The sequence below is a fragment of the Paenibacillus sp. S-38 genome (assembly GCF_049942825.1).
GTDB lineage: Bacteria > Bacillota > Bacilli > Paenibacillales > NBRC-103111 > Paenibacillus_G.
In genome coordinates, this window is the sequence record NZ_CP187970.1 from 4,091,389 (window position 1) to 4,115,228 (window position 23,840).

At 51.6% G+C, this 23,840-nt stretch carries 19 protein-coding genes and 1 pseudogene; 5 read left to right on the forward strand and 15 right to left on the reverse strand.

The window, feature by feature from the left end:
- Positions 1-57: 57 nt before the first annotated feature.
- Entirely contained in the window at positions 58-1,131 is a 1,074-nt protein-coding gene (locus tag ACP26L_RS18580; protein WP_426445276.1) for a Gfo/Idh/MocA family protein, read from the reverse strand.
- Positions 1,132-1,348: 217 nt separating this feature from the next.
- Between ACP26L_RS18580 and ACP26L_RS18585 the strand changes: the two genes are divergently transcribed.
- The gene (locus tag ACP26L_RS18585) at positions 1,349-2,230 is read left to right on the forward strand and encodes an AraC family transcriptional regulator (RefSeq protein WP_426445277.1); all 882 of its coding nucleotides are present in this window, start codon (positions 1,349-1,351) and stop codon (positions 2,228-2,230) included.
- A 103-nt stretch (positions 2,231-2,333) separates the two neighbouring features.
- Here the strand turns inward: ACP26L_RS18585 and ACP26L_RS18590 are convergent, their stop codons facing one another.
- Together ACP26L_RS18590 and ACP26L_RS18595 are read right to left on the reverse strand one after the other, a co-directional pair.
- Complete coding sequence (locus ACP26L_RS18590) at positions 2,334-3,314, reverse strand: aldo/keto reductase (RefSeq protein ID WP_426445279.1); 981 nt, start codon at positions 3,312-3,314, stop codon at positions 2,334-2,336.
- 251 nt (positions 3,315-3,565) lie between these two features.
- Positions 3,566-4,096, reverse strand: a complete 531-nt coding sequence (locus tag ACP26L_RS18595) for a hypothetical protein (protein WP_426445280.1) — start codon at positions 4,094-4,096, stop codon at positions 3,566-3,568.
- 296 nt (positions 4,097-4,392) lie between these two features.
- Here ACP26L_RS18595 and ACP26L_RS18600 point away from each other — a divergent pair, with 296 nt between their 5' ends.
- Positions 4,393-5,283: an AraC family transcriptional regulator gene (locus ACP26L_RS18600; RefSeq protein ID WP_426445282.1), complete on the forward strand. Its 891-nt coding sequence runs from the start codon at positions 4,393-4,395 to the stop codon at positions 5,281-5,283.
- Positions 5,284-5,599: 316 nt separating this feature from the next.
- Here ACP26L_RS18600 and ACP26L_RS18605 read toward each other — a convergent pair whose 3' ends face one another.
- The 4 genes and pseudogenes from ACP26L_RS18605 to ACP26L_RS18620 form a co-directional block, all read right to left on the reverse strand.
- Positions 5,600-7,855: an ATP-binding cassette domain-containing protein gene (locus ACP26L_RS18605; RefSeq protein ID WP_426445284.1), complete on the reverse strand. Its 2,256-nt coding sequence runs from the start codon at positions 7,853-7,855 to the stop codon at positions 5,600-5,602.
- A 269-nt stretch (positions 7,856-8,124) separates the two neighbouring features.
- Entirely contained in the window at positions 8,125-9,558 is a 1,434-nt protein-coding gene (locus tag ACP26L_RS18610; RefSeq protein WP_426445286.1) for an MDR family MFS transporter, read from the reverse strand.
- A gap of 856 nt (positions 9,559-10,414) precedes the next feature.
- Positions 10,415-10,747: pseudogene (locus ACP26L_RS18615) on the reverse strand (suppressor of fused domain protein); the annotation flags it as partial.
- Positions 10,748-10,783: 36 nt separating this feature from the next.
- Entirely contained in the window at positions 10,784-12,820 is a 2,037-nt protein-coding gene (locus ACP26L_RS18620; RefSeq protein ID WP_426445288.1) for a carbohydrate-binding protein, read from the reverse strand.
- 235 nt (positions 12,821-13,055) lie between these two features.
- Here ACP26L_RS18620 and ACP26L_RS18625 point away from each other — a divergent pair, with 235 nt between their 5' ends.
- Entirely contained in the window at positions 13,056-13,847 is a 792-nt protein-coding gene (locus ACP26L_RS18625; RefSeq protein WP_426445290.1) for an AraC family transcriptional regulator, read from the forward strand.
- An 82-nt stretch (positions 13,848-13,929) separates the two neighbouring features.
- Here ACP26L_RS18625 and ACP26L_RS18630 read toward each other — a convergent pair whose 3' ends face one another.
- Positions 13,930-14,835 (reverse strand): LysR substrate-binding domain-containing protein, encoded by a 906-nt coding sequence (locus ACP26L_RS18630; protein ID WP_426445292.1) that lies wholly within the window; start codon positions 14,833-14,835, stop codon positions 13,930-13,932.
- 145 nt (positions 14,836-14,980) lie between these two features.
- Here ACP26L_RS18630 and gdhA point away from each other — a divergent pair, with 145 nt between their 5' ends.
- The gene (gene gdhA, locus ACP26L_RS18635) at positions 14,981-16,360 is read left to right on the forward strand and encodes an NADP-specific glutamate dehydrogenase (RefSeq protein WP_426445293.1); all 1,380 of its coding nucleotides are present in this window, start codon (positions 14,981-14,983) and stop codon (positions 16,358-16,360) included.
- 165 nt (positions 16,361-16,525) lie between these two features.
- Positions 16,526-16,777, forward strand: a complete 252-nt coding sequence (locus ACP26L_RS18640; RefSeq protein ID WP_426445295.1) for a hypothetical protein — start codon at positions 16,526-16,528, stop codon at positions 16,775-16,777.
- Positions 16,778-16,977: 200 nt separating this feature from the next.
- Here the strand turns inward: ACP26L_RS18640 and ACP26L_RS18645 are convergent, their stop codons facing one another.
- From ACP26L_RS18645 to ACP26L_RS18675, 7 genes are all read right to left on the reverse strand, one after another.
- Positions 16,978-18,228 (reverse strand): MFS transporter, encoded by a 1,251-nt coding sequence (locus ACP26L_RS18645; RefSeq protein WP_426445297.1) that lies wholly within the window; start codon positions 18,226-18,228, stop codon positions 16,978-16,980.
- Between the two features lie 73 nt (positions 18,229-18,301).
- Positions 18,302-19,957, reverse strand: coding sequence for a DUF6138 family protein (locus ACP26L_RS18650; RefSeq protein WP_426445298.1), 1,656 nt, complete (start codon positions 19,955-19,957; stop codon positions 18,302-18,304).
- A 106-nt stretch (positions 19,958-20,063) separates the two neighbouring features.
- The gene (locus ACP26L_RS18655; RefSeq protein ID WP_426445300.1) at positions 20,064-21,119 is read right to left on the reverse strand and encodes a hypothetical protein; all 1,056 of its coding nucleotides are present in this window, start codon (positions 21,117-21,119) and stop codon (positions 20,064-20,066) included.
- A gap of 18 nt (positions 21,120-21,137) precedes the next feature.
- A complete protein-coding gene (locus ACP26L_RS18660) occupies positions 21,138-21,932 on the reverse strand; it encodes an SMI1/KNR4 family protein (protein WP_426445302.1) in 795 nt (264 codons plus the stop codon).
- A 243-nt stretch (positions 21,933-22,175) separates the two neighbouring features.
- Positions 22,176-22,802, reverse strand: coding sequence for an NADPH-dependent F420 reductase (locus ACP26L_RS18665; RefSeq protein WP_426445303.1), 627 nt, complete (start codon positions 22,800-22,802; stop codon positions 22,176-22,178).
- Positions 22,799-23,206, reverse strand: a complete 408-nt coding sequence (locus tag ACP26L_RS18670) for a MerR family transcriptional regulator (RefSeq protein ID WP_426445305.1) — start codon at positions 23,204-23,206, stop codon at positions 22,799-22,801. Before ACP26L_RS18670 ends, ACP26L_RS18665 begins: the two co-directional genes overlap by 4 nt.
- A 151-nt stretch (positions 23,207-23,357) precedes the next feature.
- Positions 23,358-23,792 carry a DoxX family protein gene (locus ACP26L_RS18675; RefSeq protein ID WP_426445307.1) on the reverse strand — a complete coding sequence of 145 codons (435 nt, stop codon included), beginning with the start codon at positions 23,790-23,792 and terminating at the stop codon, positions 23,358-23,360.
- Between the last annotated feature and the right edge of the window lie 48 nt (positions 23,793-23,840).

A 23,840-nucleotide genomic window follows, 5' to 3' on the forward strand; every position in this document is an offset into this window, starting at 1 on the left:
GCTGCTGAGCGGGGGCTTCTGTTTTCAACACGATACCTAATGCAGCCAGCTTGCCGCTCAGTTGATTCGAACGGCCAACTGCTGCGCCTTCAGACATAATTCCGCCGCCATGAAAGCATGCTCTTGCGTCATAGCCTTCTCCGTACGATGCAAGCAGTCCAGAATCAGCTCCCCGAAGAAAGGATAGCCCACCTGGCCGTTCACATGAAAGTGGTACTCGCCTTCCTGATTGACCAAATACACATGGTTGCTGGATCGATCCCGAGCGATATCGATATACTTCCTAAGTTCGATGTAACCCTCCGTTCCCAAAATAACGGTACGTCCGTCCCCCCAAGTGCCCAGCCCGTCCGGAGTCAGCCAGTCCACACGGAAGTAATTCGTGGCTCCATTATCACCTAACAGCGTCGCGTCACCGAAGTCTTCAAGCCCCGGGTACTGAGGAGCGTTATAGTTTGCGATCTTACTATGCAGAACCTCCGCCTTCTTGCAGCCGGCATAGAAGAGGAACTGCTCAATCTGATGACTGCCGATATCGCAAAGGATGCCTCCGTAATGTTCCCTCTGGAAGAACCAATGGGGTCTGGATGGAGCGTTCAGCCGATGCGGACCGAACCCCGTTACTTGAACAACCCGTCCGACAGCGCCCTGCTCGACGAGCTGCCCGGCATACACCGCCGCTTCCACATGGAGCCGTTCGCTGTAATAAACCATGTATTTCCTACCGGTTTCACGAACTTTCGTGCGGGCCGATTCCAACTGCTCCAGCGTGGTAAAAGGAGCCTTGTCCGTAAAATAATCTTTGCCTGCGTCCATGACCCGGAGTCCAAGCGCGCAGCGCTCGGAAGGAATGGCCGCACCCGCGATCAAATGAACCTGCGGGTCATCAAGAATCTCCTCTTCCGTCGCCGCAATCTTAACCTGAGGGTAGGTGCGAGCGAATGCCTCCGCCTTAGCGGGGTCGCGGTCATAGACCCACTTCAATACAGCGCCTGCTTCAAGCAGCCCATTGACCATACCGTAGATATGGCCATGATCAAGCGCGATAGCGGCGAATATAAATTCCCCCGGCTCCACCACCGGATTGGGCTTTCCTTTGGGGGCGTAGTTCATTCCGTCGTTCTTCTGCATTTCGATGGTACCTCCACGTTTTTCGTTTTTGTAAGCGTCCCTCATCCTCTTGGGCTCTTACAAGGATCATATCCTAATCAACATGGGAATTGTGCTCCGGTATAGGGATGAAAATGATACTAGATTGCGGTTTTTGTATTGTGTGTGCGCCATGGCTTCGATATATTGAAATAGGTAATCCATTGAAGAAAGCTGATGAAACGAGGGGGCGGCCGGCTTGCCGTTGGTTACGACGAACTACAGTGAGATCCCACTGCAATTTGCTTATAAACGAAAAAGCGTAAATTACGAGCATAAAGAAACGTTCCACTCCCATCTTGGTGTGGAGCTGCTGCTGATCCATGAAGGAAAAGGGACCATGATTGTAAACAACGTCCGCTATGACATCAAGCCGGGAATGCTTTGTATATTTCAGCCGTATCAGCTGCATCATCTGCAGCTTGAATATGCGGACAATCAATGCTTCGAACGTTCCATGGCCATTTTTGAACCTACCATGTTTGAAGTTTATTTTGAAAAATGGCCGTCTCTCCATGCATTCTTTAAATACATCTTTTTAGGAAAACTCCCCTTCCCATGCCTGTATGTGATCGAGGATCTTGCCATCCTGGACAGCGTATTCAGGAATATGCATGATCAATGGCCCCACGTATTGGAGTCAGAACAATATGAAGAGATTTCGTTGTTTCTGGTCGTCCTTTTTCGTGCTCTAAAGCAGTTGTGGGATAAGCTCAACGTACATGCCGGGGACTACCAGACCCGTCGTAAAAACCATCAGGTGGAAAATATATTAAACTGGATCGAGTCTCACTATACCGTTCCGTATCGATTGGATGAAATGGCCAAATCCCTGCATTTATCTCCATATCATTTGTCCCATCTGTTTAAAGAAGCTACAGGAATAAGCATCTCCGAATACATTACAACCCGGCGGATTCATCAATCCATTCTGCTCTTAACGAACACCAATAAACCGATCTCCTTCATTGCAGAGGAGATAGGGTTAATGAGCCCCTCCTACTTTTGTAAAGTATTCAAGTCGCATATGGGTTTAACCCCTCATCAGTATCGCAAAAGATGGGCCGGACCTTCGGGCTGAATGGATTAGGTGTGGTTGCGAGCGATAGAGCGAATGGAAAAGGCAGCCGAGATAGACCGGCTGCCATCGTTGACCACGTTACCGCGCTTGCTCTCTGCGTTCTTTACAGCGCTCCAACTACTCGATGAGGAACATAGAGTTCTTCCAGAAATGTGATTTCACCAGGTGTTAACTTCATCGAAAGAGATTCCACGGCCTCTTCCAGCTGGGAAATACTCGTAGCACCGATGATCGGAGCGGTCACCGGCTCCTTCTGCAATAACCAAGCAAGCGCGATTTGAACACGGGGGACGCCGCGTTTTTCCGCTATCGAAGTTACCCGGTCAGCGATGAACCGGTCCACCTCTGCGGTGGCATCATACTTCATTTTCTGTGCCTGGTCGGTTTGGGAACGATAGGTTGTTACAGACCAATCACGCGCCAATCTGCCTGATGCCAGCGGGCTGTAGGGGATAACGCCGATTCCTTCCTCCTTACACAGCGGCATCATCTCCCTCTCCTCTTCACGATAGATGAGGTTGAGGTGATTTTGCATGGCTGTAAAGCGGGTCCATCCGTTCTTCTCCGCTGTATGCAATGCTTTGAGGAACTGCCATGCATACATGGCCGATGCACCTATGTATCTTGCTTTGCCTGCCTTCACCACATCATGTAAAGCTTCCATGGTCTCTTCAATAGGCGTATGGTAGTCCCAGCGGTGAATCTGATACAGATCCACATAATCGGTACCCAGTCTTTGGAGACTCTTATCTATTTCGCTCATGATGGCTTTTCGGGAAAGGCCGGCACCATTGGGCCCGGGATGCATACGGAAGTGAACTTTCGTAGCGATAACGATCTCGTCCCGATTGGCATAATCCTTCAATGCCCTCCCAACGATTTCCTCGCTGGAGCCGACTGAATAAATATTCGCCGTATCAAAAAAGTTAATGCCCAAATCCAGGGCTTTTTTAATGATCGGACGACTGTTTTCTTCATTGAGTACCCAGGGATGCGTCCATTTCTCTGCCACACCGAAGCTCATACAACCAAGACAAATCCGCGATACATCTAAGCCTGTGCGGCCGAGCTTAACATAGTCCATTCGATTTCGCTCCTTTGGTTTGGATGGGGTTTGGAGATCCACTCCCTCTATCATTCTACCTTCTGGAGTTAGCTCCAAGTCAATACCGGAATCGATAAAGGCGACTGCACCCCCATGGATACGGGGATGCAATCGCCTTTAGAATAGGCCGCTGCTGCTGGACCGAAAGTCTTTATTGGCTTTGGAAATGGGATTCCCCATCGATCCATTGCAGCGGTCTTTGACATTACGGTAACCTGTACTCTACCTGCTCATCGCCCGTAGGTATTCGAAGCCCATACAGGATACCAGCCTCTGACAGGGTCCTTTGTGTTAACAAGAACCAAATTGCCATCATCTTGAACGACCAGCGTGTCGCCGCTGAGGTTTGTCGGCATATTGCCAATATAAGAGTAATGTTTGTTACTCCACTGTCTGTTGTCTGAATTCCAGAACGCAACTCTCTCCGTCGAATCACTTACTTTAATAACATTTCCGTCGGGGGTAGGGGCAAAGTGGAGATGATGGGGCCAGGCAGTAAAATAACGACCTGCGAGTGGATCATAATATCGATAATTAGCACCATCGGTATTGGTAGACCAGAGAGGCGTATTACGATTCTTATAAAGCACCAGATTCCCATCCGCCTGCATATGCAGGGAGAATACACCGTTATTCGAAACCAAGGAAGTACCGATGTCCAGCTTTTCGCCAACTACAATTCTGTCCTTTGCAAAGGCTGCAGAGACAATGGAGAACTGAAGCATGAATACCGCAAGCAATAAGAAGGAGAGCTTTTTCATCAATATCCTCTTTTCCTGGGTTAGGTTAATTGAAAACCCATCTTATTTTTAGTAATCCAGAAAACCTCTTGCCATACCCTATCTTTTTTATGATTTGGTCATGGGTTCCCCCTCTCCTTGACAGTGAACAGGCTGCTTACAGATACTGATGATAATCTATTTCTTTGTCTGGGTCTTTCCCATTCCTGCGAAGTGTTTAACATTTTCTGCGATGATTTGATATAATGTAATAAAATGATAAATGTGGTGAATTTATGTCGACGGTCCCTTTGCTGGATAAAGAATATCAAATGAGAATGAATCAGGTGGTACGCTATATCGACGAACATTTGTCTTCTCCGCTATCCGCCGAGGAGCTCGCGGACATCTCCGCCTTCTCGGTTTATCATTTTCACCGTGTCTTTAAACGCACCATGAACGAGAATGTTCTTCACTTCGTCAATCGGCTGAGGGTGGAGAAGGCGGCAAAATTGTGTGTGTTCCAACCCGAACGAAGTTTGACGGATATTGCGTTGGACTGCGGTCTGCAGACTCCCGCCCATTTTGCCCGAACGTTCCGCCGATACATGGGTCTGTCCGCATCGGATTACCGAACGCGATTCGGCCTTGATCTGATGTACAGGCAGTTTCGGGAGATACTGGTCGCGGGTGAGAACGGCAGCGCCCGGCTGCGTAATCTGGAAGAGAGGTATAGCAGGCTGAAGATCGAAGTCTGCCACCTGCCGGAGCGGCGTGCCGCATGCGTACATCATCGGGGAACGCTTGTTCAGGGAGGGGTCAACCGGGGGGTCGGCGAGAAGTTCAGCAGGCTCGAAGCCTGGATGCGGGCTCACGATCTGCTGGATCGTACCAGTCAGGCGATCGGTCTCCTCTTCGACGATCCTTGCGTAACGCCGCAGTCGAAGCAAAGGTATGCGGTGTGCTTCACGACAACCAAGCTCATCCCCCCTTCCTTGGAAGTTCAACCCGTAGAGACGGCCGGCGGGAAGTATGCGGTTCTGTCCATGGACGAACCGGCCGATGTACTGTACGAGCTCATTCATATGTCGAGTATCCACTGGCTTCCCCACAGTCCTTATCTGTGGGATGAGAGCCGGCCCATGATGGCGATTTTCCCAGGAACTCCGTTCCGTGATCCGGAAGATCCGGTTCGGATGAATTTTTGCATTCCCGTCAAGCTGAAGTGATCACATTTTGATTTTGAGGCTCTAATATCTATCAGAAATTCTTGCGTTGGCACAGCTAAGCCAAGGAGCTCTGAATAAGAAAAAAGCCGCGTTATCCGCGGCTCCTTTCGTGTATGTGCGAGTACCATTGAACTCTTAACCCAGCAATGTCATAATATATGGCTTAAAAGTAAAGTAGATCAGCGCAATACCAAATGCGAAGGCGATAAATTCACCTTTCATAATTTCCACCCCCGACTAATAAACTACCATGATATTATAGCGTCTATTAGCCAGATTGCAAACTTGGGCCGGATCGCAGCCCCCGCCAAATGCATTACTTCAAGTATCTTCCCGTGATCGACTGATCCGCATGGATCATCTGCGAAGGCAGGCCCTCGAACACCACCTGGCCGCCCTTGCTCCCTCCGTCCGGTCCCATATCAATGATCCAATCCGCTTGGCTGATCACATCAAGATTGTGCTCGATGACGATCACCGTATTGCCGGCATCCACAAGCCGGTTCATGATCTCCAGAAGGTGGCCGATATCTGACATATGCAGGCCGGTCGTCGGCTCATCCATCACGTAGATGCTGCCCTTCTTATGCAGCTCGCTTGCCAGCTTGATGCGCTGGCATTCCCCGCCCGAGAGCGTGCTGAGCGGCTGGCCGAGTGTAATATAATTCAGCCCCACATCGCTCATCGCCTGGAGCTTGCGCACGACCTCTTTTAGCTCAAAAAAAGCCAATGCCTGCTCCACCGTCATCTCCAGCACTTCCGCAATGGACTTGCCGTTCAGCTTGTATGCGAGCACCTCTTCCTTGAACCGTCTGCCTCCGCATACGTCGCATGGCAGCTTCACGCTGTCGAGGAAGGCAAGGTCTGTGTACACGACACCCAGCCCTTGGCAGTTCTCGCAAGCTCCCTTGGAGTTGAAGCTGAACAAGCCCTGGTTCACCTTGTTCGCGGAAGCAAACGCCTTGCGCACATCATCCATAATGCCCGTATAAGTCGCGGGATTCGAGCGTGTGGACACGCCTACCGCCGATTGGTCGATGACGATCGCATCGGGATGCTGGCTGAGGAATACTTCGTTAATCAGCGTACTCTTGCCCGAGCCGGCGACACCGGTAACTACAGTCAGCACTCCGGTTGGAATATCTACACTTACGTTCTTCAGGTTGTGAAGCACGGCATTCTTGACGGACAGCCTGCCGGATGGCTGCCTGCAATCGTGCTTGAGCTGGAGCGGCCGCTTCATATGGGTGCCTGTCAGAGTACCTGCCTCCAGCAGGCATTGGAAGCTTCCTTCATACACGATGGTACCGCCGCGGCTGCCGGCGTGAGGTCCGACGTCGACGATATGATCCGCCACCTTGATCACATCGGGATCATGCTCGACGACGATCACGGTATTGCCTTTGTCGCGCAGCTTCTGAAGCAGGCCATTTAACCGGTGTACATCACGGGGGTGCAGGCCAACGCTCGGCTCATCGAAGATGTAAGTGATATCCACCAGACTGCCGCTCAGGTGCTTCACCATCTTGACGCGCTGCGACTCGCCGCCGGATAAGGTATCCGTCTCACGGTCCAGCGTCAAGTAGTCCAGTCCGATATCCACCAGATGCTGCAGCCGCTCTGTCAATGCTCTAACAACCGGTGCGGCGATCGCGTCATCCATCTCCCGAATGACGTGAATCAGCTGGCCGACCTCCATGGAGGACAGCTCCGCAATGTTGCGCCCATGGATTCTGCAGCTGAGAGCGGCTTGACTGAGTCTCGCGCCGCGGCAGCTGGAGCAGGGACCTTCGGTGATGTACGGCGCCACTGCTTTTTGGGTGCGCTCGGACTTCGTCTTGACATCCTGCTTGATGTACTTGTTGGTGAACTTCTCGATGACGCCTTCCACCGTAATATTCATTTCCTTGCCTGCGAAATCCATCTTCACTTTCCTTGCCTTGCCGTACAGCAGCCGCTCCAGGTCCGCATCCGAATATTCACTCAGCTTCTTATCGGGATCAAAGGACCCTGACTGCACCACCATGTTCCATTCCCAGCCGTTCACCGAATAGTCCGGCAGCATAAGGGCCCCTTCATGGAGCGACTTCGACATATCCACCGCCTTGCACAGGTCGACGCCCAGCCTGCGGCCGATCCCGCTGCACTCGGGACACATGCCTTGCGGATCGTTAAACGAGAACATGTGCGCTTGTCCAATGTAGGGCTGACCCACCCGGGAGAAGAGAAGACGGAGAATGGGAGAGATATCGGTGATCGTGCCCAACGTGGAATGGGAACCGCCGCCCAGCCGCTTCTGGTCCACGATAACCGCCATGCTCAGGTTCTCAATCGCGTCTGCATCCGGCTGCGGAATACGCGGCAGAAAGGTGCGGACGAACATACTGAAGTTTTCATTGAGCAGACGCTGGGATTCAGCGGCGATGGTATCGAAAACGATCGATGACTTGCCGGATCCGGATACCCCGGTGAAGATTGTGATTTTCCGCTTGGGAATGCGCAAGGATACGTTCCTGAGATTATTTTCCCGCGCGCCCGAGATGACGATAAACTCTTGATTCGATTCGCTCATGTTAATCACCCTTCCGCTTGTGTTAACTGCAGCTCCTCTTCACATTGTACCATTCATCGTGCATACATAGTCTGAAATCCGATCTTTCCATACCGGAGTCAGCGTGAGATGAAGGGCTGCATATCCATGTTCAGCGCAGCCGTTCGGGCAAACACCTGGATATCCCCTGTATAGCCGAGCCTAATGAGCGAGGTGACTAATGCAACAAGAAAAGACGGGTAAGCCCTCTTCCCTCAGGGCTTACCCGTCTTCCATTTACAGCGATCATGTTAATGCGAAGAATGCAAAACTCCCTGCTTGACGATGACGCGGCGAATGAAGAACGCCATGGCTAGTCCGATCAGCGTTACGATCATCGCAAAGACAAATACATTCTGTGATCCCAGCGTGAGTGCGTTGGCCACTTCGGTCTGCGCCGTCGGTGCCGCGGAGTTGTGCAGGTACCCTTCCATCCCGCTCGTAAGGATACTGATCGCAACCGCCGTGCCGATCGCCCCTGCGACCTGCTGCAGAGTATTCATAATGGCCGTACCGTGCGGATAAAGTTCCGGCGGCAGCTGGTTCAGGCCATTCGTTTGCGAAGGCATCCACACCATCGAGATGCCCACCATGAGACCGATATGCAGGGTGACCATTAAAGCAACCGAGGACGCCGGTGTAATGTCGGAGAAGAACCATAAGGCCACCGCAACGAGGACCAGGCCGGGAATGACGAGCCATCTCGGTCCGTATTTGTCGAACAACCGCCCCATCCGGGGTGACAGAATCCCGTTCAGCGCACTGCCCGGCAGCAGCATAAGTCCGGCGCTGAACGCGGACAGGCCCCTGCCATTCTGAAGGAACATGGGCAAAATAATCATGCTCGACAGGATGATCATCATGCAAGAAAGTACCATAAACAATCCAACGATATACATCGGATACTTGAAGACGCGCAGGTTCATCATCGGATCACGCATAGACTGCTGCCGCAGCACGAAGAATACAAGCGCCAGCAGCCCGATGCCGATGGAAGCCAGAACGACCGTACTGCTCCATCCGTCCCCGCCTTCCCCCGCCTTGCTGAAACCAAAGACGACGCCTCCGAACCCTATCGTTGACAGGATGACAGACAGAAGATCAAGATGGGGCTTCGCGACTTCGGTCACGTTATCCAAGTTCTTCAGCCCTACCAGCAGCCCTATGATCAGGAATGGAAGTGACAGCCAGAAGATGTAGTGCCATGTAAAGTATTCGATCAAGAGGCCCGCCACGGTCGGACCGGTCGCCGGAGCAAACATGATGACGAGTCCGACGAAGCCCATCGCCGCGCCGCGCTGTTCTGGCGGATACACGACCAGGATCGTATTGAACATCAGCGGAATCAACAGCCCCATGCCAACGGCCTGCAGCACGCGCGCAAACATCAGCATTTCGAAATTGAAGGCAAGTGCCGCAATCAAGGTACCCACGATCGAGCTGGCGAGCGATGCGATAAACAACTGCCTCGTTGTGAATCTCTGCAGCAGCCACCCGGTCATCGGCATTAAGATGCCCAGCGTCAGCAGAAACCCCGTTGTCAGCCACTGTGCGGTCGCCGCCTTAATCTGAAACACTTCCATTAAGTTGCTGATGGCAATATTCAGTGCCGTTTCGCTAAACATGCCGACGAAACCGCAGATGAGGAGTGACGCCATGATGGCACGCGTATTGTATACTTTCATTCTTTCATTTCACTTCCCATGCATTTCATAATATATATGTTAAACCCAGTAACACGAAATGTGCGAGCTGCCAGGTGACCATTCCATACGGTGCGGACTGCAGGATTTATTGTAATCGAAAAAATGGAATTGGGGTTAGTAAATATTATGTAAAATAAAACAATCCCTAAACTTCCACAAAAAAACACCCTCGCAAGCCTAAGTGCGTGAGTGTAATTTTATAATGAAACAGATGATTATTCAATGTAAATGCCGTACCTTTATTACATCCCCGATCCCTGTTCTTTCTATACCTCCTTCCGTTCAACCGTACCTTTCATTCCCGCCGGCAGCCGAATGTCCAGCCGAACCCCGCGCGGCGCGCAAACGCTGAGCGACATCTCCCGCTCCGCTTCGGTTCCCGAGCGGACAGTGTAATTTCAAAAAACTTCAAAGACATTGTGCCCTGGGTATTACTGGCAGCGCCTTTTGTATCGTCGCAGTCTATTACGGATGAGTTCTACATGTTATCATTGAATGAACTTACTGGCACAATACTCAAAGGGAGTCTATCGTCTTGATCTACTATTGGTCTACCATCGTGTTCATCGCTTTCATTTTGTTTAGGGTTTTCAGCTTGTTTTCAAAAACAAAATGGAAAACCGATCTCTTGTTTGCGATTCTCATCGGATTCGTATTATCACTTTATCACGTAGTTGCAGCTTGGGGGCATTAAGAAAGCAACTTAGATACAATGAAAAAGGGGAAACGATGTGCGGTTTGCCCATAAAAAAGAGAAGCCTTTAACCCTATATCCATAGGATTAAAGGCTTCTTTCATCACAGATCCGAGCAGCGGGCCCGCGTGCGGCGTAGGATCAAAATAGGCCGAACCATTTTTTCTTGGCGGCGTTCTTCCGGTCGAGCTGCACGATTTCGTTGACACCGGCTTGTGCCAGCTTCTCCAGCAGCGCTTCCGTGCCCTGAGTCAGCTTCAGATTCATCTCTTCAGCGTACAGCGGAATCAGGGTGAAGAAATGCACGTCCTTGCCGGGCTCCATGTGAAGAGTGAAGAAGGCGTGCGGGTCGTCCACCATCGTCGGCAGCTCGACGAGCATGCCGGACAGTTTCGTATTGCGGGCATACGGCTGGGCCGGATCACCGTTTGGAATCGTGTGGGCATGGTAGAGCCAGGTGCCGTATTCATGGGGAAGACGAAAAAGCCGCGTGTTCCGCGGCTTTCATCCTTATTTAAACTTGAACCAATCGACATTGAACAGGGATCCTGTTGATCTTCCCGTAAACTTCAGGTAGACATCGTGCGTGACGGAGACACCGCTGACGGAGCACGATTTCGTTTCCCAGGTCTGCATGCGGTCGGCATCCGATACCTTGCAAGTTCCGGCCAGAGCTCCCGTCAGGCTGTCAAGTCTGATTTCAATGTTTCCACCCGCTTCAGGAGCAACTCGTGTTTCCAGCACTTTGGGAGCATGGGTTCCAAAGTGTACATCATGAAACACGATATGGTCCCCGTTCTGTATATCCCCAACGTACTGGCTGCCCCCGCCTGTTTTGACCTTCACACCCGACATGCTGCCGTAGCTTTCCGCTTCGATCTTCGAGTAGCCGTCAATATAATTCGTTCTTAACCAGTCGGCGGGACTGAAATTCACTTTGGAAACCCCTGCGAATTTTTTTACGGTTGGGACAACGCTGGATAACGGAAAGGTTTTATACGCATAGGGCAATGTCTCGTCGTATCCGTAAGTGAAAGTGAACGGTGTGCTTGGCGGGTTCGTTTTGCTCATATTTTCCACCCCGTTGATGTGGGAAGACCAGGCCCACTTCCCGATGGTGGATTTGTCATACCAAGTGATGCCCTTGGTGAACGCATTCACGCCATTGTTGTCCCAGCTGCTGCCTATGTAGGTTCCGCTGCTGTTGGTTACTTTGGAATTGACAAGCAAACTGTGGTTCATCGCGTCTTTGAATAACTCGCTGAAAGGCAGACTCATATTCCCTATATCATCACCCTGCCGTTCCGCACCGATCATCGGTTCATTGAACGCATTATACACATTGGTGTCTCCTGCGATCGAAGCTCCATTTCTAGCATTAATTCCACGAGATAATCGGTCTCCGCCATATTTGGAGATCGCGGCAGCGCTGTCGATGGCATCCTGATGAGTCGAATTATCAAAATAGTTATTATACAGGTGCCCCGTGCCCTGGCGAATCATAGGCAAACGCTGTCCCACATTCGTATAGCTGTTGTACGCCATGGTCAATCGGATTCTTTGATTGCCGTCTTTGACTTCGACTCCGGCCGGGCTGATATAGTTCGTATAATCCTTATCCCCTGAGCCTGCCAAGTGAACTTTAGAGTGATAGGCCGCATAAGCCATGATCTGATTCGTGGTAGCGCCTTCATTACGCATTTTATAGTACACGCTGGTTGAAGGGTTCAGTGTACCTGCCGCATATTTTTGCTCCATGAAGCTGATGGACTGATAAACGGATGAGGTGACCGATGGATTGGGATCCGCCGCCAATCCGAACTCATTCCACGAGAGCGTCACATTGGATGCGCCATTCTCCATGTCGATCATTCCATCGGCCGCGATAGAGAACTTGCAGTGGTCGATCCAGACGTTGTTAGCGCCGTTCACTTTGATAAAGGACCAGCCGACCTCTTTGTGCTGCCCGGAGTCATCCCACTGCCACATTTCATCGAATTTGAGGTTCCGGATGACAATATCGTTGGCGGATGCCTGCAGCTTCAACTCAGCGTGCCTGATGGTTTTGCCGGATGTAGAGAAAATGGTTAATCCGTCCACATTGGATATATTTACTTTGGATACGCCCGAAGCGGTCAGGAGCGGATTCGTGAATCCGTTGGATGGATTCGGATACCTCGAGACAAAACTATATTTCGATCTTTCCGTAGAATCGAGAGCTAATTCCGTCCAGCCCAGGTTAATATCATCCGTCACTTCAATGACTTTAACCGTCCCGCTGCTCGCATCCAGGAGGGCCTGCAAAAATTCCTTTCCATTACTGACCGTACGATAATAAGAAGTCCCGATATAACTGCTTCGATCCTTCACGCCTAAAGAGGCATAGCCGGGAACCGACAAAAAGCCGCTTTCATAGCTTTTCTCCACCTTCGTCGTATTAGGTATTGATTGAATCACGGCTGCCTCTGCTTTGCTTCCCGTATCGATGAAAGTAGGAGTGACCACCAGACTGCCGGCCACCAAACTGCTTATCACTTTTCTTTTCATAAGCTATATGCCTCCCTCAAATGGTTACACGCCATAACGAACGAAGAGTTCAACTCTTATTATGGATCCCCCCCCTCCTATTAAAACGCTTCCAACTCCCTGTGTATGCGCCTTCAACTCATGTGCATATTCGGGAATGGAAGAAATATTTACTTGAATTATATCACAGCGCATGCTATGAATTTAGACAGAAAGCATTTGAAATCAGCCAAAAAATGCACTGGGTGGGGTCGTCATGTTACCGTTCTATGAGGTCCAAGCGAAGGATTTGAGAGTATTTCATTTGGTAGCAAGACAGCTGACGTTTCCTGCACATTTGCACCGAAGTATCGAAATCCTGTATGTGTTCTCCGGTGTCCAAACTATTGAGATTGAGGGGGCGCCGTACGAAGTCCATGCAGGCGAAGGGGCGGTCATTTTCCCGGACAAGGTTCATCGTTACTATAAGCATGGGGAACTGCCCGCTGATGCGACCTTGATTCTATGTAACCCGCGGCTGCTCGGAGGGATGCTTTTGGACTTCGAAAAATTCCAGCCCCTCACGCCTTTTTTACCAAAAGAAAAGATTCCCGAAGAGGCTGTGTATGCGCTAAAGCATATCAAAAAGAAAGATGGTTTCGCCGTAAAGCTTGCCTGGACTTATGTCATCCTGTCACAGCTCCTTCCCCATATGGAACTGAAGCAGCGCAAACGGCTGCCCGTCCCGGATATGTCCAAGAAAATGCTGGAGTATGTGGCCGATCATTTTACCGAGCCGATTACGCTCGACTCTCTTGCGGCTGAACTGTGTGTCAGCAAATCCTACATCTCTCACCTGTTCTCAGACCGAATCAAAATGAATTTCAGGAAGTACCTCGGACGGATCCGCGCCGAATACGCTGCCAAGCTGCTTCGCACGACGGATGCAGCCTTATCGGCGGTAAGCAGCAATGCCGGATTTGACAGCCAGCGCACATTCAATCGCGTGTTCCATGCCCAATACGGGATGTCCCCGAGGGAGTACAGGAACCATGTTCGCCAAAACTGAGGTATCGGCGTTGAAGACTCCGTCAATGTACAGATTAAGTTCTTGTCTGGATCGGAAGACAAGAACTTTCGCGGGCTCGCCGCTATGGACTGACAGAGGGGCCCCCTGCAAAAAAGTCCGACAGAAAATGATAAAACAACTGCTCTGTAGGAAGCAGCTTGCGCTGCGTTGGACAGAGCACACCTATGGTTCGGGTCACAGGGGGATCTACGATCGGGATTTTCACAGTGGAATGCGGAATGTTGTCCACTAATGTCACCTCGGGCATTAGCGCGGCTCCGAGGCCTGCTGAGACCAGCCCCTTCAATGCATCGATATCATCTCCCTCAAACGCAATATGGGGGGTAAATCCAAGTTCGCCGCACGCCCTCAGCACGATCTCTCGAAAGACAGTTCCTTCGGGCAGGGTGACGAAGGGAACATCCTTCAATTCCATAAGCCCAATGGTTGAACGCTTGGCCAGCGGGTGATGAATCGGCAAAAGTGCAACGATTTGTTCTGTAAATAAGATCTTTTGCTTAATCTTCTTCTCTTCTTCCGGTACCGGGGCAATCAGGGCCAGGTTAAACTCACCATGGACCACACCGTCAATCAAGTCACGATAGAGTGCTTGTCTCATCTGAAATTTGGCTTCCGGATACCGCTCTCGAAAAGCATAGATGGCGGTCGGCAGCACATGAGCTGCCAGGCTGATTGGAAACGCAATGCGAACCGTTCCTTTTTCCGGCTCCAAAAACTCCTTGACTTCCCTCTCCGCTTCGTTAATCATGTTCATTGCCTGCTTCACGCGTTCTAAGAATATCCTGCCGATCGGCGTTAACTTTACTCTCCGCCCTTCCCTTATAAAGAGATCCACCCCTAGTTCATTCTCCAAATTAAAAATCTGTCTGCTCACGGATGACTGCGCGACATGGAGGGCATTCGCCGCTTCTGTCACATGTTCCCGCCGGGCCACTTCCATAAAATACCTCATCTGTCTAATTTCCACCGGATGCTTCCCTCCCTGCTTATGCGTAAAACGCATCAACTTCATCGGATTTGAATATTGGAGCGATTAATTATTAAATTATAGAATGAAACCACAATGAAAAAAAGAAGTATTCATTTGATTCGACAATTTGGGGAGTGACTTCATGAAATTGCTGGAAAAAATTGAACAAACGCACAAGGGCATTGCGCAAGATTACGTCAACGATTTATACGAAACCGTAACAAGACAGAACCCTAATGAAGTAGAATTTCACCAGGCGGTTAAAGAAGTGCTGCATTCTTTAATTCCTGTACTCGCCAAAAACCCTAAATACATCGAGCATGCCATCTTGGATCAGTTGGTCGAACCGGACCGGTGTATTTCTTTCCGGGTTCCTTGGATAGATGACAAGGGAAAAGTAAGAGTCAACCGAGGGTACCGCGTTCAATTCAGCAATGCGATCGGTCCCTATAAGGGCGGATTGAGATTCCATCCTTCCGTGAACGCCAGTATCATCAAATTTTTGGGCTTCGAACAAATTTTTAAGAATTCGTTAACGGGACAGCCGATCGGCGGCGGAAAAGGCGGTTCGGATTTTGACCCGAAAGGGAAGTCGGATCTCGAGATTATGCGCTTCTGCCAAAGCTTCATGACGGAGCTGAGAAAATATATCGGTCCGGATATTGACGTTCCCGCAGGCGATATTGGTGTTGGAGCCAAGGAAATCGGCTATATGTTCGGGCAGTATAAAAAGCTGGCAGGCGCATACGAAGCAGGTGTATTAACCGGCAAAGGGATCGGTTACGGAGGGAGCCTCGGCCGTAAAGAGGCAACCGGATACGGCGCGGTATATTTTGTGGAACACATGTTGAATGACAAGAATTTGAGCTTCCGTGGCAGCACTGTGGTCGTATCCGGGTCAGGAAACGTCTCCATCTACGCCATGGAGAAAGCGATGCAGTTAGGTGCCAAAGTGGTTGCATGCAGTGATTCCGGCGGCTTTATTTATCATAAGGACGGCATCGACCTTTCTACCATCAAGCGGTTAAAGGAAGTAGAAAATAAAAGATGCCGCGATTATGTATTGGAACACCCGGATGCGGTCTATACGGAAGGCTGTGCGGGGATCTGGGCCATTCCGTGCGACATCGCACTGCCATGCGCCACACAGAACGAGATCGACAAAGCCTCCGCTGAACTGCTTGTCCGTAATGGAGTAAAGGCCGTTGGAGAAGGGGCGAATATGCCTTCCACCTTAGAAGCCATTGATATATTCCTGGAGCATAACGTACTTTTCGCTCCTGCCAAAGCGGCCAACGCGGGAGGGGTGTCGGTCTCCGCCTTGGAGATGGCCCAAAACAGCGCAAGATTGTCTTGGACGATGGATGAAGTGGATGCTAAACTGCAAACGATCATGAACAATATTTATCGGGAAAGCATGAAAGCTTCGGAAGAATACGGCGTACCAGGCAATCTGGTCATCGGCGCCAACATTGCGGGATTTGTGCGGGTCGCTGAGGCGATGATCGCTCAAGGAGTGTAACATAAACAGCCTTAACAGCCCTTTCGTTTCCCAGCGGGAAGTCGGAAGGGCTTTATTTGTGTTCGAGTCAATTTCCATGACTTGTCGCTCGCCAGTCCCTTTTGAGTAGAAAAACCGGCCGTCGTATTTCGATTCATTGCTGACGACTACGGGAAACCGGTCAAATTGAAGCCACAAGCTTTTGATCAGGGGATTGTGCAGCTTCACACTGTTCAAATATTTAATCACATCGGTAAACACCAGGATGCTGGACACCTCGCTGCTGTACGGCATATACAGCGCCCGGCGAAGGGGCGGCTGTACAGTGACCTGCTTGGTTACATTGTCGAGCGCCTCGATTTCTTTATCAATATTGGCTCTCGCCTGCTCGATATATGTCTCGTTCGATTCCATGACGTCGTTGATGAGCAGGGATGAAGAAGTGAAATACGATACGAAGCCGACGGTCAAGATACAGCCGACGATCAGCACGTTAAAGAACAGCTGCATGCGTACAAAGACACTGCGGTGCCGAGAGATTGCAAAACAGACATTTTATCATATGTGGGAAACGAAAACAGCCCCAAACGGGGCTGAGTTCTGGGGATGATCTTCTGTTGGGAAGCGCCGGCATGTACCTATGGCTGCGGGACGCTCTCCATGTGTTCGGGAGCTTTGTGGTTCATGATGGGCAGCATGGCCAAGGCACCGACAAGGAATAGGAGACCCGCGCCGGAATAGATGGAAACCAGGGAGAAGGCATCCTTCAGCGCACCGGCACAGGACATGGAAACGACCATCATGCCGACGAACAACGGGTTCAGCACCCCGTTCACCCTGCCGACTATGGAAGTATGGGACCATTTTAGAATCATGGTGCTGATCCCGATGTGGATGCATGGGAAGACGAGTCCGTTCACAAACTGCACGACCAGCGTAAGGGGCACGCTCGTAGAATACCCTACGATCACCGTACAGACGGCGCCGACAATCATACCTACAGCGAGGAGCATCTGCGGGGCGACGCGCTTGGCGTACATGGCAACGATCCCGCCGCCGATCAACATGGCCGCTCCGTTCACCATCAGCAGATATTGAAGAAACTTCTCTTCTCTGCCCAGCCGCTCCGTAACGACGAACAGGTTGAGGGCTTGAGCAATGCCCACGGCAAGCCCCGCAAGAATGAACGCGAGTCCAAGCATCCGGAGCACCCGGCTGTGCCAGACATAACGGAAACCCTCGATGAACTCTTGACGGAATTGACCCGGAACGGTCTCTCCCCGCTCCTCCACCTTATCCGCGGGCAGACGGAACAATACAAGGGCAGACAGCAGGAATACCGTTCCCATTACCGCGATGGATGTTTCCAGGCCGAATGTGCTGTACGTGAAGGTACCAAGCATCGGTCCCAGCACCATGAAGATCGCCATCAGGGACTGGAACAGTGCCATCCCCTGCTGCAGCTGCTCTTCAGGCACATGCTGCTTAAACAGCCGCATTCCGGAAGGCTGCGAGAACTGGGAGAGGATGGCCGAGATGAACGCAACCAGATATACGGATTGCCAGGAACCGAAATGAATCGCCAGCAGCACGACGAACACGGATACGGCGGACAGCAGATCACACCATATCATCGTACGCTTCGGTCTCCATCGGTCGGCGAACGTTCCTCCGATGAACGAGAATACAAAGATCGGCGCGAATTCCGCTACACTGATCAGCGAAATCGCATACGGATCATTGTTCGTTTTCTCCGCAACAAACAGCAGAATGGCAAAATTCCGCACCCAGATGCCGATTTGCAGCAGGACGTTGGATAACAGGATCGTTTGCACAAACCTGCTGCCGAGTAGACTGGGGGCTTTCACTTGTTCATAAACTTCGTTCACGAATCCTACCTCCTTTTACACTCCTTACTATACCATACCCCGGACCCGCCCCATTTCTTTTCTATTGCTTTCTTTAGCCGCGGCTGGCGGCCTGCGCCAGCTCGGAGAGCCAAGTTCCCCGGTCCCCTTCGGCTTTGGCGGATAATTTCTTCAGCTTATCCGTTCCGCCCCAGATCAAATAAACGAGATGCTCCGCCTCATATTCCTCAAGGCCGCGAACTTGATCGAGCAGCAGCTTAAGATGCCTCTCGTCTTCCAGATCCCCTTTGATCTTCAGCTTCATTGAATCCGTGCTGTACAGCATGCACTTCACCAGCGTAGGAATCGTCTCCGCGTGAACTCCATGACGTTCTACCAACGCGACCGTGAAGTCGTTCTGAACGGACTGGTGTTCTTTGTCAACCTTCTCCATGTATTGTTCCACTAACGGAAAGTAAGCCTTATCCGCCAATCCCAGGCCGAAGACCGCATAACTGCCCGGCATGCAGTTTTTTTCTCCTTCCGTATCCGTATACCATTCGAATGGCTGCATCGCCGCCCGGGCGTACTCCTCCAGCAGCGGATGCAAATTCGGATACACCAGGGCGCCCGCAAAGAAGCGGTGCGTGCCCGACTTGGCCAGCCCTTTGATCGGCAGCCACTGCTTGACGCCGGAATTCAGCTTGATCTGGTAGCTTCTTGGGAAGCCCAGGCGCAGCAAGCGGATCAGGAACCGGAGCACCCGGGCGTAGCTCTCCTCCGTTTCCTGCTTCATGGCTATGGACACCTCGGCAAACACATCGTTCGCTGAGCATTCCACCCGTTCGTCACGCAAGCTGACGTCTTCCTTGGCGAACGTACCGCTGCCTTCCTTCATCAGACGCTGCGCCCGGGCGCTTCCGAGCTCAACAGCGCAGTTCAACATCGTCAGCCCCGCACTTCTGCTGTAGGATGGCTCGTATTTCAGAATCAACGTGGCGGCATAGAGGACCAGCTCGATTGGACCCTGCTCGGTATGCTCCAGCCAGGCATCGCTTTTTTTCTGATATTCGATCTGCCACTCGGTGCCGATATGATCAAAATAACGGGGCAGCCAATGCTGCTCCGCCCAATCCCGCAAAGCCGAAGTCAAAGTACTGCGATGCTCCGCAAGGTGCTTGTTCCCTTGATTCACTTGTAGAATTCTCTCGAAGACAGCTATGATCCGGCCGGGCTCCGCATCCGGAAACAGTCTCTCGTCAAGCAGATGCCTGGAGAGGAAAAACGTCTCCAAGGGTGCGGTCGGATAAGTTACCGCTTCAAGCTTATCCGTGAGATAGAGGGAGATACGTTCCAGCAGCCCTTTCTTCTTCAACTCGTCGACGACTTCGAGAATACGAACGTAGATTTCGCCTTCCCGCACCTGAAACCTGCCTGTGAAAGTAAAATGATAATCGATTAATGCGGACGGCAGCGCATTCAATTGCCCCCGCATATAAGCGGCAAGCTCAGGGACGAGCCCCTCCCGCACCTGCTGCTCGGTCAACGACTCGCCCCGGCCCGCTTTCCGTTCCCGGATCGTAAAATCAAGATCCCCATCCATCACGTCTACCCTGCCGTCGGCATATTCGAGCAGAGCGGAACCGTGAATGCCCGCCTGCAGTGTGGTTCGCTTCACGATTTCTTCCGGGTTCTTATCACGAATAAAAGCCACCCAGTTGTCAATCTCCTGTTTCATTTCGTCCAGCAGCGTCTCGAGATTGTAATCCATACCCATCCCCTGCTCCTTTATGCATCCATAGATCTTGATTTTGCGCTTCTTTTCCTGTTCTGTGACGGCGGCACCTTTGCCGGCTCACCCTGTTGTATGTTTCTATTCAAAATGAATCAAAAGGAAACTCGCCGCCACTCCACAGTATTTCGCTTGTTTTGCCGAAGCGCTGGGCCCATTCCTCAAACTCTTGATTCCGTTTGGCACTGTCAAAGCTGGCCTTGACTCTCTGTACGGATGGATTACTCCATAACGCCATGTAATCTTCCATCCTCATATTCATCGCGGACCAATGCGTGAATTCGGTTAAGGAGGGCGCCTGACCGAGGCTGCTTATATCTTTTAAGCCCTTCATGGTGTCCAGATGTACTTTTCGAAGCTTGGTCAGTCCGTTCAACGCAGGTAATGCTTCTACGTTCCTGAGCGACTGAAGGAAGAGGTATTGTAGTCCGGTTAAAGTGGAGATGAACGACAGATCCTTCAATCCGCGGATCTGCCACAGCTCCAAATACTTGATGCTGTCCATCCCTTCGATGGCGGAATAATTATGGATTCCACCCAGTTTGATATCGAGCGACCACAACTTTTTCAATGGGGCCAGGAATTCGACATGGCTCGTTGTAACCGACCTCAAGGTGACATCCTCCAGGTGAGCAAGCTTGCCGATGACGTCGATATTCCTGGTATGGCCTTCGATATATAGCGTTGTCAATCCGCTGAACCGCTCCAGAACCGCCAGATCGGGTTTCTTGGAGCGTGTCTGCTCCAGCATCAGACTCTCCAGCGTTGCAGGTATCCGAGCCAGGATATCAAAGCTGTCCAGATGATAAATACCAATATGCAGTGCTTTCAATTGGCCCAGATGGAGGATGGCATCCAAATGCTCAACCTCACGTATGCAATCCACAGTAAACCGAGTCACATGAGGAAGCGCGGAGAGGAAGCTTAAATCGCAGGTCTTGTCATAAAAGCCGTACACCCGCAGCTCAACATCTTCCCGCTTGGCAAACAACTGATCGTTTAAAAGTTGAAATGTGTAAGGTTCTAAGGGTTCCGAGAACTGGATGACCTCCAGATCGGTAAGGGTCACCAGCTCCTGTACTTCTGCTTCTGACAGATTGGACTTGATATCGATTCTGCCCTTGGATGTTTGGCTGTACATAATCTCCCACCCGATTCGTTATTGTCGAACTTCCTGGCTCAGAAATTCATCGAGACTGATTTGGTGCAATTCATAGTGGGCTCCGATGCTCTTCAGCTGGTCCTCTATCTTAGAGGCTCCTGGTTCAATGCCCTTATACACGATCAGGGGAACCTCCTCTAAATAGGTTTTCGCTTGTGCAAAATCGCATGAGAAGATTTTTTTGATGAACACCAAGGTTTTGATCTTGTCCATGCCCGGCCCGGTAATTACAACGTTGTAGTAGTTATACTGTTCGCTCTCATCGTTCTCCCCCTCCTCGGAGCTGCCCGGCCGTAAGACACTGTGAAGAAACTCCACGAGATTGTCGTACGCAGCGGAAAAATCCCAGGATCCCGCTCCGTGCCTCGCTGTATAAATAACGGTATCCCCTCTGGACAGATCGATACAGTAAGGATCGCCTTCATCAGAAGCAATGACGAGATAGTCACTCGGCCAGTCCGTAAGAACTTCATCCGTAACCGGATTGTAATTGTACCCCGATTGACCTGACAAGATATCCTTGGCCTCGTAAATATGTATACAGAGGTATTCGTCGTTACTCCAGGCCACCGATTCGGGGACATAATGCTTCAAAAAATACAAGTATTCCTCAGGCAGGCTCCAAGTGTCGGTGACGGAGCGGATCGCCTGCTCCTCTGCCTCTGTCAGCAGCCCCATGGGATATTTGGCGTAAAAATCGGGATTTTGCTGCCGCTTTTCCTCTAATACCGCCTGCATCTTCGCGATTACCGCATCCAGTTCTTTATACGTACGCTCCATCGGTTTCACCACGATCTTTGAGAATGAGCTCCAATCGTAATTACGTCAGTCAGCCCGATGCTGATGACTTCTACCATGCTATCATACAAGAACGCCCTCATGAAGGAAGGATTTCCTAAATTTTTCTTGATTTGATTCGTCGGGCGGGGAATGCTTCAGCCCATTGCTTACGCAAGGCGGCTGTCACGGAGCATAGAAAAGGCAGCCGCTCTTCCGCGGCTGCCTTACGTGCAAGGATGGGTCAGACATCCCCGTTCACCGGATGGCATCAGCTTCAGGCTCCTGACGCCTGAGCACGCTGAGGCTGTATTCCCGCCCGAACCTTGGGGCAAGTACGCCCCAAAGGGTCCCGATCGCCGTCTCGACCTTCGCCATACGGTCCGGACCGCCGACATCCACCGGATCGAGCCCGATCTCGGTGATCAGCCTGGCAACAACTGCTGCGGCCGCGGGATCATCCCCGCTCAGGAACGCAGTCGCAGTGCCCTGTTCATACTGCGGATTCGCCAGCACCTCCCAAGGCAGCGTGTGAAAAGCGCGGACCACGCGCGCATTCTGGGCCAGACGCCGGACCTCCTCATCCGCCGACCTGCCGTCGTACCGGTTCGTGCAGTTGATGAGGATCTTTCCATCCAGATCCCCTGCCTCGGCCAGGACCTGCTCGACCGCATCGGGCAGCACGGCCAGCAGGATGACTTCGCCGAACGACGCCGCTTCGCTAATCGTGCCGGCCTGCGCATTAGAGCCCGTCTCCTCCAGCAGGAGCTTTATCCTCTCGCTATGCGGATCCCTTGAGCCGAACATCACGTCATGCCCGAGAGCCGCCCATCTTTTCCCCAAGGCTGCCCCCATATGCCCTGAACCAATCGAAGCGATCTTCATTTGTTCGCGGCCTCCTTCTCCAACAGCCTATGGTAGAAATCCAGCTTCTCTCTCGTCTGCCCGATGACGCTTGCCAGTGCTGCGTACTGCGCTTCCATTCGGGTCAGATGCTCTGAAAGAATGTTCGTTCGGCTTTCGATAGCCTCCCTGTCTTCGCCGCTGAGTGGGATCGGAGGATCCGCGAAGCATCGTCCCTCCTGCAGGAACGCCTTCATTTCTTCAAGCGACAACCCCGTCTTCTTAAGACAGTGCAGGGAAGACAGCAGCCGAACGTCGTCCTCACTATACAGCCTCAGGCCGCCCGGCCCTCTCCTAGGCGGCTTCGTCAAACCGATTTTCTCATAATATCGGAGTGTATCAATGCTGAAACCTGCCAGCTCCGCCGCCTGCCCGATCGAATACATCTGATGCTCCCCCTTCCGGTTCCGGATAGGTTTATTCTAGAGGATGGAGCCGACTCCAGGTCAACCCCGGATGAGTGCAAAATAAAAAAAAGCGGCCACAGCCGCCGTTCTCGGTTGACGTTTCCATCGGACAAACAGGTGTTGGTTCAGCTTACCCCGCCAAAAGAACCGCCGCAACAAAGATGAGCTGCAGCACTATGCGGAGCATAAGTTTGGGTACGGGTCTTCCTCCGATCGTTAATTGTTCCCGGGCCGCCCGGACGTTAGCCGGGAACATCGCGACCAACAGAATGGCCAAGCCTATAGAAGCTGCTTTGGAGGCAGCGGGGAACAGGATGCCTGCAGCTCCGGCAATCTCCAGGATTCCGGTGAGGGTCACGATCCGGTCGGGCCTCGGAAAAGCCGGCGGAACCATACGGATCAGGTCAGGGCGCCTGCTCCCCCAGTGAGCGGAGGCCGTAAGCATCAACATGACTGCCACCGCTCCTTGAAGCGGGGTATGCCATCCTTCGAAATAGGACAGACCGATCAGGCCAAGCACCTTGAACAGCAGAAACGCTGAGAGCAGAACATAAAATGGCAGCATTACGAACACTCCCTTACTCATTTTGTTGGGCAGAACCCGTGTGCATTG